We start from the raw sequence: 17,225 nt of genomic DNA, 5'->3' as shown, positions 1-17,225 counted from the left end.
AACCGGCATGACAACTCCTCTCTCGACCGCGCGGGCTGCACTCGACGAACCGCGCCTGCTGCACTGTGATGCCGTGCTGTTCGACCTGGACGGCACGCTCGCCGACACGGCGCCCGATCTCGCGGCTGCCGTCAACAAGATGCAACGCGTGCGCGACCTGCCCGAAACACCGCTCGACGTGCTGCGGCCGCTGGCCTCAGCCGGCGCACGCGGCCTGCTCGGCGGCGCGTTCGGCATTGATCCGCACACGCCCGGCTACGAAGCGATGCGCGACGAGTTCCTGGCCAACTACGCGACGGATCTGTGCGTGCATACGACGCTGTTCCCGGGCATCGGCGACGTGCTCGACGAGCTCGACGCGCGTGGCGTGCGCTGGGGCATCGTCACGAACAAGGCGATGCGGCTCACGGCGCCGCTCGTCGACCTGCTCGGTCTCGCGCCGCGCGCCGCCTGCGTCGTCGGGGGCGACACAACGCCGCACCCGAAGCCGCACCCGGCCCCGCTGCTGCATGCGGCCGACCAGTTGACGCTCGCGCCTGCGCGCATCGTCTACGTCGGCGACGACCTGCGCGACATTCAGGCCGGCAGCGCCGCCGGCATGGCGACGGTCGCGGCCGCGTACGGCTACTGCGGCGACGGCGCCGCGCCATCCGACTGGCAAGCGCAGCATCTCGTCGACACAACGCAGCAACTACGCGAACTGCTGCGCGATGTTGGGCTATAATGTTTGATCTTATCCGCGGGGGCGACCTGGTTTCGACAGGGGTTGTGAAGCGGCTAGGGCATGTCGAGGACCCGTCACCTCGTTAATCAATGGGAAAATCGTAACTGCAAACGACGATACGTTCGCACTGGCAGCCTAAGGGCCGCCGTCCTCTGCCTAGTTCACTGACGGGCTAGTGTCGCAAGACCGGTAGCAATACCGCCAGAGGTCATTTACGTCAGTTAAGCCCTGTCGGCGTCGCGACGCCAGGGTCGAAAACCTAGCGAATCGCCGTAGTGCAGCGTGTTCGTCCGCGTCGCTGCGGTTAAATCAAATGACTGAACTAAACATGTAGAACTAGTCGTGGAGCGCTTCTGGACGCGGGTTCGATTCCCGCCGCCTCCACCAAATTCCGCGTTCGCCGCACGAACCCCGCATGACGCAAGTCTGCGGGGTTTTTTGTTGCCGGCGAAACGCATGCGTCCCTCTCCTGCCGAAAAAGCGCCCAGCCACGGATGGGCCGGGCGGAATGCCGCCGGGCTTCCGGCGACAGGAGGTGACGGATGTCCTGCCGCGCCCGCGCAATCATCGATTGCGCCCGGCAGCGGCCAGCCCGGGTGCTGCGGCGCCGGGCGCGACGTGTCGTCGCACCCGGCATTCACGCACACCGGGCGATACGCGGCTTAGCTGCCGCGATACAGCGACTTCATTTCTTCAGCGGTGGCCGGGCGCACGCCCATTGCACGCGAACCCGATGCCGACGCGCCCTGCGCCTGTGCACCGTAACCGCTGGCGTCGGCGCCTTGCGCTTGCGCCAGCGCAGCGCGCTGCTGCTCTGCAACACGCGCCGTTGCAGCCTGGATCGCTTCCGGGTAATGCGGATCTTCGCCGCGAGCGGTGTTGTAACCTGCCTGCTGCAGCTGGACCAGTTCAGCGCGAACCTGTGCGCGGGTGATCGTCGAACCCGACTGGGCGAACGACACGACCGGGGCAACGAGAGCGGCAGCAACGACAACAGCTTGAACGAGCGACTTCATGATGACCTACCTCCAGATTTGTCTGTGTTCGCGGTGAACACCTTGTTCATCGCTGACAACCCGAAGTTTATGTAGGCGGATGCTTAAGAATAAGGCAGGTTTCAGGAAGACATCCTTCCTGATTTACGGGTTAACCCTAAACCCCCGCCAGGCCAGCGATGCGCACACGCAGACATCGCCCGACATCGAATCGCATGAAGATTCGCCGGAAAGCAAAAAGCCCCGCGAAGCGGCAACGCTTCGCGGGGCTCGGACAGAATCGAAATCGCACGGGATCCTGCAGTTGCCGGTCAGCCGGTCAGTCCGGTGCGCAGGCGCAACGCGCGCCATCGAACCGGTACAGCATGACCGCCGTGCGGGCGCACCCGTCCGCCGTGTTACCGGCTATCCATCGGACACTTCAGGTTGCAGCCGCTCGGATCGCCCAAGTCGCCCTTGCGACGCAAGGCCGACTTCTTGCCGCTCTGGTATTTCTGCGACGGCGCCGACGCCGCGAACGGCATCTGCGGATGTTCGTTCAGGCGAAACTGTTCGCTCAGGATACCGCCGGGCACACCAGGAGAATTCTGCGCGAGCGCAAACGGCGAAACAGTGACCAGCAGCCCCGCGGTCAACGCTGCCGCGGCGAGGGGAACGGAAAATTTCATGGCGGGATGACGCTTGAACGGCGTGCTTGTTGGAACGTTGATCAAGCGGCAAGCGTAGCGCAAATCCCCCACTGCTGCATCGCGGTTCGATCGCGCCCGCGTTACCGGGAATTGCCGTCCGGCAAGCCCGCGCCCTCGCCGCCGGCCAGCCCCGTCACGATGCTCGTCAGCGATCCGCATGCGGCCGGATCGTAGCCGTCGAGATGCGCGACGCGCTCGATGAAACGCACGTCGCGCAGCAGTGCCAGTACGCCGGCAAGCGGCCGCGCGTCGAGCTGCGCGCGTTCGCACGCGAAGTAATAGTCCTCGTCGACGACCGGGATGAAATCGAGACCGAAATGATGGGCGGCAGGCTCGACGCCGAAGCCGAGATCGGCCATCCCGCTCGCGACAAATGCCGCGATCGCCGAATGCGTGAGTTCGGCCGACGCATAGCCGTCGATGCGCTCGGGATCGATGCCGATCGCCCGCAGCGCGAGATCCAGCAGCATGCGCGTGCCCGACCCCGGCTGGCGGTTGACGAAGCGGATGTCATTGCGCGCGAGATCCGCGAGCCCGCGAACCTGCTTCGGGTTGCCGCGCGGAACGAACAGCCCCTGCTGGCGCCGTGTCAGGTGGATCAGCACATGGCGCGTATCGTCGAGCCACGGCCGGTAGATCTGTGCGCACTGCGCGCGAAACGCGCCACGCGGCAGATGGAAGCCGGCCAGGTCGCACTCGCCGCGGGCAAGCGCCTGCACGGCCTCGACGCTCTCGCGGTACTTGATGTCGACAGCCGCCTGCGCATCGACGAGCGCCGATACGAGCGTCGCGACCGCGTAGCCGTGCGACGCGTGGATGCGCACGGCGCCATCACGCTGCGCGAGCCGACGATTCAGGTCGCTCGCCACTTCGGCCGCCAGCGTGCGCAGGTTCCCGTCGAGCCGGCTGCGCGCGAGGCGCTGCGCATCGACGACCGCCTGCCCGAGCGCCGACAGCGTCGAGCCCTTGCCGCGCGCGGTTTCGATCAGTTCCCCGCCGATGCACGCCTCCAGCGCGCGCAGCATGCCCCACGCGTGCCGGTAGGACAGCCCTTTCGCTTGCGCGGCCTGCGCAATGCTGCCCGTGTCGGCCACGAGTTCCAGCAGCGGCGCGACATCCGACAGGCTGGCGGTGCGGCCTTCCGTGTCGCGTACGGTCAGATACGCGTCGCATTCGATTCGAATCAATTATGCACTCCGATTTCCTATTGCGACCGCAAAAGCTTCCGCTTATCGTTGGTCAAAATCAATCAGAACGAAGCCGCAATGCGCACTATATGAAGTCCATGCGCATATGAGACTTTGGAGGAGCATAACCGATGTCCCCGAACTCCCACGCGCCCGACGCGCTCGTCGAGCGCCACGCGCGCGCCGGCCAGTCGCTGGTCGCGATCCTGCACGCGATCCAGGACGACGCGGGCTACGTGCCGCCGGGCTGCGTCGCCCCGCTCGCGAAGGCGCTTAACCTGTCGCGCGCGGAAGTGCACGGCGTCCTGACTTACTACCACCACTTCCGCACCGCGCCGCCCGCGCGCGTGACGATCCAGATGTGCCGCGCCGAAGCGTGCCGCAGCATGGGCTGCGAATCGCTCGCCGCGCATGCGGAAGCGCGCACGGGGTGCCGGTTCGACGCGGCGCACGACGCCGCCGCGGATGCGCATGCGCCCGGTGAAGTCGCCCTCGAATCGGTGTACTGCCTCGGGCTGTGCGCGCAATCGCCGTCGCTGACGGTCAACGGCGTGCTGCATGCGAAGGTCACGCCGGAGAAATTCGACGCGCTGCTGGCCGACGCGGTCGCCCATGCTCCGGAGGCCGCATGACGACGACCCGCATCTACGTCCCGCGCGATTCGTCCGCGCTGGCGCTCGGCGCCGACTCGCTCGCGGCCGCGATCGTCGCGGAAGCCGAGCGGCGCGGTGTTGCGATCGAACTGATCCGCAACGGCTCGCGCGGGCTGCTGTGGCTCGAACCGCTCGTCGAGGTCGGCACGGCCGCCGGCCGCGTCGGCTACGCAAACCTGTCGGCCGCCGACGTGCCGGCGCTGTTCGATGCCGGCTGGCTCGACGGCGGCGCGCATCCGAGCGGCGTCGGCCTCGTCGACGCATTGCCCTATCTCGCGCGCCAGCAACGCCTCACGTTCGCGCGCGTCGGCCTGACCGATCCGCTGTCGATCGACGACTACCTGCAATACGAAGGCCTCACCGGCCTGAAGAACGCGCTCGCGCTCGACGGCGATGCCGCGTGCGAAACGCTGATCGAATCAGGGCTGCGCGGCCGAGGTGGTGCAGCGTTCCCGGCCGGCATCAAGTGGCGCACGGTCCGGCAGGCGAGCGCCCGGCAGAAATACATCGTCTGCAACGCGGACGAAGGCGACTCGGGCACCTTCTCCGATCGCCTGATCATGGAATGCGATCCGTACTGCCTGATCGAAGGGATGATCATCGCGGGGATCGCGACGGGCGCAACGGTCGGCTACATCTACGTGCGCAGCGAATACCCGCACGCGATCGCCACGCTCGAAGCGGCGATCGTCCGCGCCCGCGAAGCCGGCTGGCTCGGCGCGCACGTGCTCGGCTCCGCGCATGCGTTCGAGCTGCACGTCGCGAAAGGCGCGGGCTCATACGTGTGCGGCGAGGAAACGGCGCTGCTCGAATCGCTCGAAGGCAAGCGCGGCGTCGTGCGTGCGAAACCGCCGCTGCCCGCGCTCGCCGGCCTGTACGGCCAGCCGACCGTCATCAACAACGTGATCACGCTCGCGACGGCGCCCGTGATCTTCGCGCGCGGCGCGGCGTTCTATCGCGACTACGGGATGGGCCGCTCGCGCGGCACGCTGCCGTTCCAGCTCGCGGGCAACATCCGCCACGGCGGCCTCGTCGAGCTCGCGTTCGGCGTGACGCTGCGCGAGCTGCTGTTCGACTTCGGCGGCGGCACGGCAAGCGGCCGGCCCGCGCGTGCTGCCCAGGTCGGCGGGCCGCTCGGCACCTACCTGCCCGATCACCAGTGGGACGTGCCGCTCGACTACGAAGCGTATACGGCGATCGGTGCGGTCGTCGGCCACGGCGGCATCGTGCTGCACGACGACACGTCGAACCTCGCCGAACTCGCCGAATACGCGATGAAGTTCTGCGCGATCGAATCGTGCGGCAAGTGCACGCCGTGCCGGATCGGTTCGACGCGAGGCGTCGAGACGATCGCGCGCATCCGCCACGGCGACACGTCGGAACGACAGGTCACGCTGCTGCGCGACCTGTGCGACACGATGCTGGCCGGTTCGCTGTGCGCGATGGGCGGCATGACGCCGTATCCGGTGCTGTCCGCGCTCGACCATTTCCCCGAAGATTTCGGGCTCGCCGCCGGCAAGGATGCCGCGGCGGGTCCGGTCAAGGCTGCGGCCTGACCCAGAAGGAGCCCTGCATGTCCCTCGACACGAACAACGTCCGCCAAGGCGGCTGCGGCTCGGGCCAATGCGCGTGCAAGAGCGCCGCACAGGCGCGTGCCAGCGACCCGTTCGACGATACCGACTACGGCACGCCGCAACGGCATGCCGATACCGACGTCACGCTCGAAATCGACGGCCAGCCGGTCACGGTGCCGGCCGGCACGTCGGTGATGCGCGCGGCGATCGAAGCCGGCGTCAACGTCCCGAAGCTCTGTGCGACCGATTCGCTCGAACCGTTCGGCTCGTGCCGGCTGTGCCTCGTCGAGATCGAAGGCCGGCGCGGTTATCCGGCGTCGTGCACGACGCCTGCCGAAGCGGGCATGAAGGTGCGCACGCAATCGGACCGGCTGCAGTCGCTGCGTCGCAACGTGATGGAGCTGTACATCTCCGACCATCCGCTCGATTGCCTCACCTGCCCCGCCAACGGCGACTGCGAGCTGCAGGACATGGCAGGCGTCGTCGGGCTGCGCGAGGTGCGTTACGGCTTCGACGGCGCGAATCATCTGCGCGACAAAAAGGACGAGTCGAATCCGTACTTTACGTACGACCCGTCGAAATGCATCGTCTGCAACCGCTGCGTGCGCGCCTGCGAGGAAACGCAGGGCACGTTCGCGCTGACGATCGCCGCACGCGGCTTCGAATCGCGCGTCGCCGCGGGCGAAAGCGAATCGTTCATGGCATCGGAGTGCGTGTCGTGCGGCGCGTGCGTCGCCGCGTGCCCGACCGCCACGCTGCAGGAAAAATCCGTCGTGCAACTCGGCCAGGCCGAACACTCGGTCGTCACGACCTGCGCGTACTGCGGCGTCGGCTGCTCGTTCAAGGCCGAGATGAAGGGCACGCAGGTCGTGCGCATGACGCCGCACAAGAACGGCCTCGCAAACGAGGGCCACGCGTGCGTGAAGGGACGCTTCGCGTGGGGCTACGCGACGCACAAAGACCGCATCACGAAGCCGATGATCCGCGAGAAGATCACCGACCCGTGGCGCGAAGTCAGCTGGGATGAAGCGCTCACCTACGCGGCAACGCAATTCCGCAAGCTGCAGCAGAAGTACGGCCGCGACTCGATCGGCGGCATCACGTCGTCGCGCTGCACGAACGAGGAAACCTACCTCGTGCAGAAGCTGGTGCGCGCCGCGTTCGGCAACAACAACGTCGACACCTGCGCACGCGTGTGCCATTCGCCGACGGGCTATGGCCTCAAGACGACGCTCGGCGAATCGGCCGGCACGCAGACGTTCGCGTCGGTCGGCCAGGCCGACGTGATCGTCGTGATGGGCGCGAACCCGACCGACGGCCACCCGGTGTTCGGCTCGCGGCTTAAGCGGCGCGTGCGTGAAGGCGCGAAGCTGATCGTGATCGACCCGCGCCGCATCGACGTCGTCGACGGCCCGCACGTGAAGGCCACCCATCACCTGCAGTTGCGCCCCGGCACCAACGTCGCGATCGTCAACGCGCTCGCGCACGTGATCGTCACCGAAGGGCTCGTCGCCGACGCGTTCGTCGCCGAGCGCTGCGAGCCGCGCGCATTCGAGCAGTGGCGCGACTTCGTGTCGCGTGCCGACAACTCGCCCGAAGCGACCGCCGACGTGACCGGCGTGCCGGCCGAGCGGGTACGCGAAGCCGCGCGCCTCTATGCGACGGGCGGCAATGCCGCGATCTATTACGGGCTGGGCGTGACCGAACACGCGCAGGGCTCGACCACGGTGATGGGCATCGCGAACCTCGCGATGGCGACCGGCAACATCGGCCGCGAAGGCGTCGGCGTCAATCCGCTGCGCGGCCAGAACAACGTGCAGGGCTCGTGCGACATGGGCTCGTTCCCGCACGAGCTGCCCGGCTACCGGCACATCGGCGACGAGATCGTGCGCACGCAGTTCGAGGCAGCGTGGTCGGCAAAGCTGCAACCGGAACCGGGGCTGCGCATCCCGAACATGTTCGACGCGGCGCTCGACGGCAGCTTCAAGGGGCTTTACTGCCAGGGCGAGGACATCGTCCAGTCGGACCCGAATACGCAGCACGTCGCGGCCGCACTGTCGGCAATGGAATGCATCGTCGTGCAGGACATCTTCCTGAACGAGACCGCGAAGTACGCGCATGTGCTGCTGCCCGGCTCGTCGTTCCTCGAGAAGGACGGCACGTTCACGAACGCGGAACGCCGCATCTCGCGCGTGCGCAAGGTGATGCCGCCGCTCGCGGGCTACGCGGACTGGGAAGTCACGCTGATGCTGTCGCGCGCGCTCGGCTACGAGATGGACTATGCGCATCCGTCGGACATCATGGACGAAATCGCGCGGCTCACGCCGACCTTCTCGGGCGTGTCGTACGCGAAGCTCGACGCGCTCGGCAGCATCCAGTGGCCGTGCAACGAGCATGCACCGGAAGGCACGCCGACGATGCACATCGACGCATTCGTGCGCGGCAAGGGCAAGTTCGTGATCACGCAGTTCATTGCGTCGCCGGAGAAGGTCACGCAGCGCTATCCGCTGATTCTGACGACGGGCCGCATCCTGTCGCAGTACAACGTCGGCGCGCAGACCCGCCGCACCGAGAACGTGCAGTGGCACGAGGAGGACCGCCTCGAGATCCATCCGCACGACGCGCAGGATCGCGGCATCCGCAGCGGCGACTGGGTCGGTATCGAATCGCGTGCGGGGCAGACGGTACTGCGCGCGCTCGTGACCGAACGCATGCAGCCGGGTGTCGTGTACACGACGTTCCACTTCCCCGAATCGGGCGCGAACGTGATCACGACGGACAGCTCGGACTGGGCGACAAACTGCCCCGAGTACAAGGTGACGGCCGTACAGGTGCTGCCTGTCGCGCAACCGTCCGACTGGCAGCAGGCGTACGCGCGCTTCAACGCGGAACAGCTCGACCTGCTCGAGCGCCGCGCGGCCGCGACCGCAACCGTGACGACAGGCAAGTGAGGACACGATGGACCACCGACACCTGATCGACATGGCGAACCAGATCGGCGCATTCTTCGAATCGATGCCCGATCGCGACGAAGCGCTGACCGGCATCGCCGACCACATCCGGCGCTTCTGGGAACCGCGGATGCGCCGCGCGTTTCTGGCGGCGCTCGACGATCCGTCGGGCGAGGCCGCGCAACGCGCGGCGCCGATCGTGCGCGAGGCGATTGCCGTGCATCGCGCGTCGCTCGTGCCTGCCGCTGCGACCGCCTGACCGCACCGCTACGCGGATCGCGACATGCCCGCGAACCAGCTTTCGCAGTGGCGCAGCAGCGCGTTCGCGTCGGTCGCCGTACGCCCGCGCGCGGCGACATAACCATCGGGCCGCAGCAGGTAAAACGACGGCCGAGAGCGGCCGTATTCCTGCACCAGCGCGCCATCACCGCCTTCGGCATCGGTGACGCGCCAGAATCGCACCGCATCCGGCATGATCCGTTCGAGCCCCTGCACGAGCGCCTGCGCATCGGCCGGTATCGGCGGCACCGTGCCGGCGTCGGCGTTCGCCGGCTCTTCCAGCAGCAACAACGTGAAGCTCGCCGGATCGTGCAGGTCGTATAGCCGCGCCGTTCCGGGCGCCCGGCCGAGCGGCCCGTCGAGCACGCGCACGCGTGCGTCGGGTGCCCGCTCGCCTGCGCGCGGCCCGCCGTCGAGCACGCGCTCGAGCGTGAGCGGACTCTTCCGGTATTGCACGCCGAGCTCGCTGACCGTGCGCCGCACCGCGTCGCGCATCGGCCCGAACGAAGCCAGCACCGGCACGACGTGATCACGCAGCAGCTTCATCGCGCCGCGCTCGGCTTCGACGATCTGCGTGACGAAACCGGTCTGCCGCAACACGTCGCGCTCGATCGGATGACGTTCCGCGTGATACGTGTCGAGCAGCCGCTCGGGCGTGCCCGCGCCGAGCACGCGCGCGAGCTTCCAGCCGAGATTGAAGGCTTCCTGGATGCCGGTGTTCATGCCCTGCGCGCCAGCCGGGCTGTGGACGTGCGCGGCGTCGCCCGCGAAAAACACGCGGCCGTGACGCAGCCGGTCGATCATCCGGCTGTGCAGGTGAAAATAGGACGACCACGCGAGATCGCTCGGCGAAATCGACGCACCGGCACGGGCACGCACGATCGCGTCGCATTCCGCGAGCGACGGGGTCGGCGCATCGGGCGACGCGTCGCTGCCGGGTGGCCGGTCGGCCACGAGCCGGTAACGGCCGCCGCCCATCGGAAACAGGCCGGCGATGCCTTCGGGGGTCGTGAACAGGTGGATCTCCTCGTCCGGCCAGTCGGGTATCGCCGCGAAATCGGCCAGCAGGAAAGTCTGTTCGAACGCATGCCCGGTGAAGCCCAGGCCGAGCAGATGCCTGACCGTGCTGTGCGCGCCATCGGCCGCGATCAGGTATGACGGGGCGAACGATTCGTCGCGGCCGTCGGCGCGGCGGATCGACACGTCGAGCGACGCGCCGCCCGCGTCGCACGCGGTCAGCGTCGCGCCGCGCTCGACCGTCACGCCGAGCCGGGCCAGGTGCTCGGCAAGCAGGCGCTCGGTGACGGCCTGGTCGAGAAACAGCAGGTATGGATAACGCGTTTGCAGCGGATCGAAATCGAGCCGCGCGATCACGCGGCCGTCGGCATGGAGCGCGGCCGCATGCGCACGATGGCCGAGCGCTAGAAACGGTTCGACCGCGCGATGCTGCTCCAGCAGTTCGAGCGTGCGCGCCTGGATGCCGATCGCGCGCGAATGCGGCGCAGGCGCGGCGAGCCGATCGATGATGCGCACCGGCACGCGGGCTCGCGCGAGGCTCATCGCCGCGGCAAGGCCGGTCGGCCCCGCGCCGACGATCAGCACGGGCCGGATATCGGGCAGTGTGTCGGCCATGAGAACCTCGATGACACGCGATCCTGCAAGTCTACGCCGCTCCCGGTGACGGGGCCATATGCCGATCGGCAAACGAGCGGCACCGCCGCGCGGTGTGGGAAAATACGCGCTTTCCGTCAGTTTTCGCGTCATGGATTCCGCATTCGAACGGGCGTATGCCGCACACCGCGCGGGCCGCCTCGCCGAGGCCGAGCACGGCTATCGCAACGCGCTCGCCTCCAACCCCGCCGACGCCGACGCGCTGCATCTGTTCGGCGTGCTGCGGCACCAGCAGGGCCAGCACGCCGAGGCAGCCGATCTCGTCGGCCGCGCCGTCGCGCTGCGTCCGAACGATGCCGCGCTGCAGCTCAATCTCGGCAACGCGCTGAAGGCGCTCGGCCGGCTCGACGAAGCGGTCGACCGCTTTCGCAATGCGCTGACGCTCGCGCCCGAATTTCCGCTTGCGCACTACAACCTCGGCAACGCGTATGCGGCACTGCAGCGCCACGACGATGCGATCGATGCGTTCGGCCGCGCGCTCCGGCTCACGCCCGACGATGCGTCGATCCACAACAATCTCGGCAACGCGCTGAACGCGCTCGGCCGCCACGACGACGCGCTCGCCGCGTTCCATCGCGCGCTCGAGCTGCGGCCCGGGCATGCGGGGGCGCACAACAACCTCGCGATGGCGCTGAACGCGATGGGCCGCGCCGACGACGCGATCGCGCACTTCCAGGCCGCGATCGCCGCGCAGCCGCGCTTCGTCGCCGCACACTTCAATCTCGGCAACACGTTCGATGCGGTCGGCCGGCATGCCGAGGCGGCCGCCGCGTTCGAAGCCGCGCTCGCGCTGCATCCGCCGTTTCCGCTCGCGCTGTTCGGGCTCGCGAACGCACTGAGCGCGCAGGCCCGCCACCGCGACGCGCTGCCCTACTACGAGCGTGCGGTCGGTCTCGATCCATCGTTCAGCCTGGCCTGGCTGAACCTCGGCAACGCACATCACGCGCTCGGTGCGCACGAGATGGCGCTGCGCGCATTCGACCAGGCGCTGCGCGTCGCGCCCGATCTCACGCTGGCCCGGCTGCACCGCGCGGTCACGCTGCTCACGCTCGGCGACTTCACGCGCGGGCTGCCTGCCTATGAAGCGCGCCATGACACGCCGGGCGCGACGCCGCTCGGCACGCTGCCGCGCTGGCAGGGCGAGCCGATTGCGTCGCGCACGCTGCTGATCCGCGCGGAACAGGGCTTCGGCGACACGCTGCAGTTCATCCGCTTCGTGCCGCTCGCGCGCGCACGCTGCGCGCGCGTCGTGCTCGAAATCCAGCCGGAACTCGTTACGCTGCTGGCGCCGGCCGCGTCGCGCTGGCGCGTGACGCTCGTCGCACAGGGCAGCGCGAAAGCACCTGCCGCGGATATCGCATGCACGCTGATGAGCCTGCCGTTCCTGCTCGGGCTTCAGACGGAGGACATCGTCGCGGGCTCGCGCTACCTCGATACCCCCGACGGCGCCGGCAGGCGCTTTCGCGGCTCGCTCGGCGGGCAGTCGAAACGCAAGTTCGGCCTCGCATGGTCGGGGCGCCGGCAGGCGCAGGAAAACCGCTCGATGCCGTTCGACGCGCTTGCACCGCTGCTCGCGCTGCCGGACATCGACTGGATCGTGCTGCAGCCCGCACTCGACGACGACGAACGCGCGCGCGTCGACGCACATCCGCGCGTGCATCGGCTCGACGGCCGGCTGAACGACTTTGCCGACACGGCTGCGCTGGTTGAGCGGCTCGACGGTGTCGTCACGATTGATACGGCAGTCGCGCACCTCGCCGGCGCGCTCGGCAAGCCGCTGTGGGTCATGCTGCCGTTCGCGCCGGACTGGCGCTGGTTCACCGGCGACGACTGCCCGTGGTATCCGCAGGCCCGGCTCGCCCGCCAGCCCGCGCCTGGACAATGGCTCGATGTGGCGGCCGCAGTTGCCGGCATGCTGCGCGAAGCCTGAACGCAAACGAAAAAAGGGAGCGCGGCGCGCTCCCTTTTTCAATGCGATGCGTACGGGCAGCGCCGCGCGATAGACGGGTGGCGCTCAGGCCGCCTTGTACTGGTTGCGCGCCTCCGACGTGCGATACAGCACGAGCGTCGCGATCAGCCCGCAAATCGCGGCGACGCTCAACCACAGCCCCGGCGCCGCCTTGTTCCCGGTCTGATGAATCAGCAGCGTCGAGATCGCGGGCGTGAAGCCGCCGATCGTCGTCGCCAGGCTGTATGCGAGCGAGAAACCGGCCGTGCGCACGTCGGCCGGCATCACTTCGGTCAGCGCGACGACCATCGCCCCGTTATACGACGCGTACAGGAACGACAGCCACAGCTCGACCGCGAGCAGCCGCAGGAACGACGGATCGCCGACGAGCCACAGCACGGCCGGGTAAGCCGTCAGCAGCGTCAGCACGGTGAACGTGATCAGCACCGGGCGGCGACCGATACGGTCGGACAACGCGCCGGACAGCGGCAGCCACACGAGATTGGAAATCCCCACGCAGACGGTCACGACAAGCGCGTCGAGCGACGACAGGTGCAGCACCTCCTTGCCGAACGTCGGCGTATAGGCGGTGATCATGTAGAACGACACCGTCGTCATGATCACCATCCCCATGCCTGCAACCACGACGCCCCAGTTGTCGAGCATCGAACGCATGATCTCGCCCATCGTCGGACGATGACGCTTCGCGAGGAACTCGTCGGTCTCCTTCAGCGAACGACGAATCAGGAACAGGAACGGCACGATCAGGCAGCCGATCAGGAACGGAATGCGCCAGCCCCACGCGGTCATCTCCTCGGCCGGCAGCAGGCGGTTCAGCAGCACGCCGACGAACGCGGCGAACACGACGGCCACCTGCTGGCTGCCCGACTGCCACGACGTATAGAACCCCTTGTGGCCCTTCGTCGCGATCTCCGACAGATAGACCGACACGCCGCCGAGTTCGACGCCCGCCGAAAAGCCCTGCAGCAGCCGGCCGAGCAGCACGAGCGCCGGCGCGAGCACGCCGATCGTCGCATAGCCGGGTATCACGGCCACCGTGAGCGTGCCGAGCGCCATCAGCCCGAGCGTCAGGATCAGCCCCTTGCGGCGGCCATGGTGGTCGATGTACGCACCGAGCACGATGGCGCCGACCGGCCGCATCAGGAAACCCGCGCCGAACACCGACAGCGACAGCATCAGCGACGCGAATGCATTACCGCTCGGAAAGTAGGTTTTCGCGATGGCCGACGCGTAATAGCCGTAGACCATGAAGTCGTACATTTCCAGGAAGTTGCCGCTGACGACCCGGAACACGGTGCGGAATTTCGATTCCTGCGCGATGGCGTGTGACGCAGTGGACATGTGTTTCTCGCTCAGCTCGGATGGCGCGAATCCGCGCCGCATGGATCCGCCGACGCAAGCGGCGCCGGGCCGCCGCCCGCGGGCATCGCTGCCCGCCGGCGGCGCGCCGCGCAGCGACGCGCGCACCGGCATGGTTCGCGCATCATGCCACGCCAACCCGACATTTGCCTTGTGTCGCCCCTGCGGTTGCCGTCGCGGCATTCTCCTCGTACGAGTCACCCCGAAACGGAAGCAAAAATCAGATTGATCTGATCGACCGGCCTTCGCCGGCTGACCACAATGTCTAGATTTGCAACGACAGTTCCGCGCCGCACCGGCACGGTTGCCCGTATCGCGTGGCGCATCGCCCTATGACCCCATCGCACCTCGTCCCCGTTGCAGGCGCGCTCGCCCGCCCACGCGTCGCGCCGCTCGATCACGTGCCGTCGTTCGGCCGCGACTGGATCTTTCGCGACGCACCCGGTGCGCAGCCCGGCAAGCACTGCGTCGCGACACTGGCGACGTCCTGCATCGACGTCAGCCGGCCGCACCGCGCGTGCCACTGGCAGCCGCTGCCCGTAGCCGCGTCGGCCCCGACTCATATCGGGCCGTCCGTTGTACTGTCTGCCGCTGCGGGACGGCGTTCCCGCCATACCGCCGGCGGCTTTCGCGACCGGCGTGCGCGGTACGCGATCTGCTGGAGCATCGGCGCGCTCGGCATCATCTGCTGGCTGATTGCCGCACATGAACCGCCTGTGGAGTTCGGGCCTGCCTACGCGATTCAAACGGCGGGCGGCGTACCGGATCACGCCACGTCGTCGTCCGGCACCGTGCAGATCGCCACGGTTCAGCCGCGTCCGTCGACGGGCACGCCACCGCAGCGCAAGATGGCCGCGCCAGTCGCGACAACGGCCGAATCGCCGCCGGCCTCGCACCCCGTCACGCGTCGTCCGGCATCGCTTCGTCCGAAGGCAACGTCCGGCGTACCGCACACGACCACTGCATCGCTGCCCCGTTCGAACGGCAAGCGCGAGACGGCGGCACCGGCCCGGCCCGCGACCATGCCGCGACTGACTGCGCGTCCACCGATCCGAAGCAACACGGTCGACACCCGGGCACGCGATCGGCTCGCGACCGCGCCGCGCGCAATCGCCAATTCACCTGACACGCTCGACGATCCGCTCACGCTGATCGCGATGGCAAGCGCGCTACGCAGCCAGCCCGCGCAACGCACGCCCCCTCTCGTCAATTTCGACTGGACGACGCAACTGTCCCACCGCCGCTTGACCGATACACCGGACGCGTTCGCACGCTGACAGCCGCACCATAAAAAAACCCGGCGAAGCTCGCTTCGCCGGGTTTTGCTCGTCTCTCTGCGACCTTCTGACGAATCGTTACTTGTGCGCGGGCAGCCCCGTCTCGGTCTGCTTCTCGAGCTGTCGCACCTGCTCCTGCAGATCGCGCAGCTGCAGCTGCGCGGCCCGCTTCTCGACCTGCAGCGCCTGTGCCTGCTCCTGCGCCGACCGCTGCCGCTGCGCAACTTCGGCCTGCTGGCTGCGCGCAACGCTCAGGTCAGCCTGCAACTGCTGCGCACGATTCGCCTGCAGCGCGATCACGCGCTCGAGAAACGCCTTCTGTGCCTCCAGCTCGGTTCGACGGATCTCGATGTCGGCAAGTTGTACGGTCTGCTGAACGAAGTTCGCGTACACCATCTCCGCACGGCTCTTCTCCTGCGACCGGATCACACGCCACAGGTGCTTGTCCTGGAACAGCGCGACGTAGTACGTCATCTCGCGCGGGTCGAACATCAGGCTCGCGCCGTAGCTACCGTTGTACGTCGTGCGCATCTCGACGATCCGGCCATCGTGCAGCATCTGCGTCAGCTCGGCGACATTGCCTTGTGCGGACGCATCCATCGCAGCCACGCTGGTTGCCGCCGGGTCGCCGCGCAGGCTCGTGACCGCCGGACGCGTGCCGGCGGCAGGCGCAGTCGCGTCGGCGGACCAGGCCATGCCCGCTTGCGCGCAGGCAGCCAGCGCAACGATCCACGTTGCGCATCGTGCAGGGGAAAAATTTCGGAAAGCCAACGTCAGACTCCGGCGAACGAATCGGAACTCGCGATTATCGTTCAAAACGAAACGGCCGCATCTCGAATTTATCGGGATGCGGCCGGTCCTCTTGCGACGCGGAGAATGTCGCTTGCTACAGGCGGGTTTCACGCGCCGCGCGCAGGAACGCATCGAGCAGCGGCGTGCAGTCGAGCAGCTCCGAGCCGCCGGCCCGATGGAACTCGGGGTGCCACTGTACGCCGACGACGAACGGCGAACGGCGATGGCGAATGCCTTCAATGATCCCGTCGCCGGCCGACACGGCCTCGATGTTCAGATCGCGGCCGAGATCGCGAATCGCCTGATGGTGGATCGAGTTGACGATCGCTTCGCTGCGCCCGGGGAACATGCTCGCGAGCGTCGACGAATCCGGGAAGCGGATCGCGTGACGATGCTGGTCGTAATGCTCGCTCACGTGCGCATTCGCGGTCGGCACATCGGTGGCGATGTCCTGATACAGCGAGCCGCCGAACGCGACGTTGATCAGTTGGCAGCCGCGGCACACGCCGAGGACAGGTTTGCCGGATTCGACGAACTCGTGCAGCAGCTCGAGTTCGTACATGTCGCGCACGCGATCGCCCGGCCATTCAGGGCGTGCGTCGGATGCGGCGTAGGTTTGCGGGGATACGTCCGCGCCACCCTGCAGCAGCAGGCCGTCGAGATGCTTCGCGTAATCGCGCAGGCGGATGTTGCTCGGGTGAATCATGCCCTGGTGGCCGACGGTCGGAATCATGAACACGAGCACGTCGCGCGACATCACCCAGTGGGCGATCGATTCCTCGAGATACTGCAGCGTCTTGCCGCGCAGCCCCTTCGCGCCTGGTTCCGGATGGAAGATCCGCGCCGACACGCCGATGCGCAGCGTGCGCTGCGTGATGCGCTGGCCGGCACGGTCGAACAGCCGGCGCGCACGCGCGACCACGATCCGGCCGAAGACCGACCACGGCGTGTCGCTCTGCTTCAGATAGGCCGGTGGCGCATTCTGCGCGCTCGCGGGCGGCGGGCGCGGCGTGTCGAAGTCAGGCTGTGCGCCGAAACCCGGCGGCGGCGCGCCATGCTTCGGCGGCGCGGCAGCGGCAGCGCCATCGACGGCGGCGCCCCTGGC

The 17,225-nt window shown here is 67.9% G+C and carries 14 protein-coding genes and 1 other RNA gene; 8 read left to right on the top strand and 7 right to left on the bottom strand.

Annotation, left to right across the window (positions count from 1 at the left end; translation table 11 throughout):
* Positions 1 to 7: 7 nt before the first annotated feature.
* The gene (gene gph / locus BDO18943_RS15450; RefSeq protein WP_043181845.1) at positions 8 to 724 is read left to right on the top strand and encodes a phosphoglycolate phosphatase; all 717 of its coding nucleotides are present in this window, start codon (positions 8 to 10) and stop codon (positions 722 to 724) included.
* A 17-nt stretch (positions 725 to 741) separates the two neighbouring features.
* Positions 742 to 1,111: a transfer-messenger RNA gene (ssrA, locus tag BDO18943_RS15445) on the top strand.
* A gap of 275 nt (positions 1,112 to 1,386) precedes the next feature.
* Here the strand turns inward: ssrA and BDO18943_RS15440 are convergent.
* The 3 genes from BDO18943_RS15440 to BDO18943_RS15430 form a co-directional block, all read right to left on the bottom strand.
* Positions 1,387 to 1,740 (bottom strand): DUF4148 domain-containing protein, encoded by a 354-nt coding sequence (locus tag BDO18943_RS15440; RefSeq protein WP_043181844.1) that lies wholly within the window; start codon positions 1,738 to 1,740, stop codon positions 1,387 to 1,389.
* A gap of 377 nt (positions 1,741 to 2,117) precedes the next feature.
* Positions 2,118 to 2,387 carry a hypothetical protein gene (locus BDO18943_RS15435; protein WP_043181843.1) on the bottom strand — a complete coding sequence of 90 codons (270 nt, stop codon included), beginning with the start codon at positions 2,385 to 2,387 and terminating at the stop codon, positions 2,118 to 2,120.
* A gap of 101 nt (positions 2,388 to 2,488) precedes the next feature.
* Complete coding sequence (locus BDO18943_RS15430) at positions 2,489 to 3,595, bottom strand: substrate-binding domain-containing protein (protein WP_175023116.1); 1,107 nt, start codon at positions 3,593 to 3,595, stop codon at positions 2,489 to 2,491.
* A 131-nt stretch (positions 3,596 to 3,726) separates the two neighbouring features.
* On the opposite strand from BDO18943_RS15430, the gene BDO18943_RS15425 reads away from it, so the two are divergent.
* The 4 genes from BDO18943_RS15425 to BDO18943_RS15410 are packed head-to-tail and all read left to right on the top strand — an operon-like array spanning position 3,727 to position 9,032.
* Positions 3,727 to 4,227 (top strand): NAD(P)H-dependent oxidoreductase subunit E, encoded by a 501-nt coding sequence (locus BDO18943_RS15425; protein ID WP_043181841.1) that lies wholly within the window; start codon positions 3,727 to 3,729, stop codon positions 4,225 to 4,227.
* Positions 4,224 to 5,804 (top strand): formate dehydrogenase beta subunit, encoded by a 1,581-nt coding sequence (locus BDO18943_RS15420; RefSeq protein ID WP_175023114.1) that lies wholly within the window; start codon positions 4,224 to 4,226, stop codon positions 5,802 to 5,804. The genes BDO18943_RS15425 and BDO18943_RS15420 overlap by 4 nt, the downstream gene beginning before the upstream one ends.
* A gap of 17 nt (positions 5,805 to 5,821) precedes the next feature.
* The gene (fdhF, locus tag BDO18943_RS15415; protein ID WP_175023112.1) at positions 5,822 to 8,773 is read left to right on the top strand and encodes a formate dehydrogenase subunit alpha; all 2,952 of its coding nucleotides are present in this window, start codon (positions 5,822 to 5,824) and stop codon (positions 8,771 to 8,773) included.
* Positions 8,774 to 8,780: 7 nt separating this feature from the next.
* A complete protein-coding gene (locus tag BDO18943_RS15410; protein WP_175023110.1) occupies positions 8,781 to 9,032 on the top strand; it encodes a formate dehydrogenase subunit delta in 252 nt (83 codons plus the stop codon).
* Between the two features lie 8 nt (positions 9,033 to 9,040).
* On the opposite strand, the gene BDO18943_RS15405 is transcribed toward BDO18943_RS15410, so the two are convergent.
* Positions 9,041 to 10,684, bottom strand: a complete 1,644-nt coding sequence (locus BDO18943_RS15405; RefSeq protein WP_175023108.1) for an FAD-dependent monooxygenase — start codon at positions 10,682 to 10,684, stop codon at positions 9,041 to 9,043.
* 130 nt (positions 10,685 to 10,814) lie between these two features.
* On the opposite strand from BDO18943_RS15405, the gene BDO18943_RS15400 reads away from it, so the two are divergent.
* Complete coding sequence (locus tag BDO18943_RS15400) at positions 10,815 to 12,653, top strand: tetratricopeptide repeat protein (protein ID WP_407649826.1); 1,839 nt, start codon at positions 10,815 to 10,817, stop codon at positions 12,651 to 12,653.
* A gap of 84 nt (positions 12,654 to 12,737) precedes the next feature.
* Here BDO18943_RS15400 and tcuC read toward each other — a convergent pair whose 3' ends face one another.
* Positions 12,738 to 14,033 carry an MFS transporter gene (tcuC, locus tag BDO18943_RS15395; RefSeq protein WP_175023104.1) on the bottom strand — a complete coding sequence of 432 codons (1,296 nt, stop codon included), beginning with the start codon at positions 14,031 to 14,033 and terminating at the stop codon, positions 12,738 to 12,740.
* A gap of 350 nt (positions 14,034 to 14,383) precedes the next feature.
* Here tcuC and BDO18943_RS15390 point away from each other — a divergent pair, with 350 nt between their 5' ends.
* The gene (locus BDO18943_RS15390) at positions 14,384 to 15,328 is read left to right on the top strand and encodes a hypothetical protein (RefSeq protein ID WP_175023102.1); all 945 of its coding nucleotides are present in this window, start codon (positions 14,384 to 14,386) and stop codon (positions 15,326 to 15,328) included.
* Between the two features lie 78 nt (positions 15,329 to 15,406).
* Here BDO18943_RS15390 and BDO18943_RS15385 read toward each other — a convergent pair whose 3' ends face one another.
* Positions 15,407 to 16,099 (bottom strand): DUF2968 domain-containing protein, encoded by a 693-nt coding sequence (locus BDO18943_RS15385; RefSeq protein WP_175023100.1) that lies wholly within the window; start codon positions 16,097 to 16,099, stop codon positions 15,407 to 15,409.
* A 115-nt stretch (positions 16,100 to 16,214) separates the two neighbouring features.
* Positions 16,215 to 17,225 (bottom strand): gamma-glutamyl-gamma-aminobutyrate hydrolase family protein (locus BDO18943_RS15380; protein WP_175023098.1); only part of this gene is annotated, 1,011 nt, incomplete at its 5' end.

The sequence above is a fragment of the Burkholderia aenigmatica genome, assembly GCF_902499175.1.
Lineage (GTDB): Bacteria > Pseudomonadota > Gammaproteobacteria > Burkholderiales > Burkholderiaceae > Burkholderia > Burkholderia aenigmatica.
Note: the sequence above shows the minus strand (reverse complement) of the source record. Positions and strands in the feature narration are given on the sequence as shown.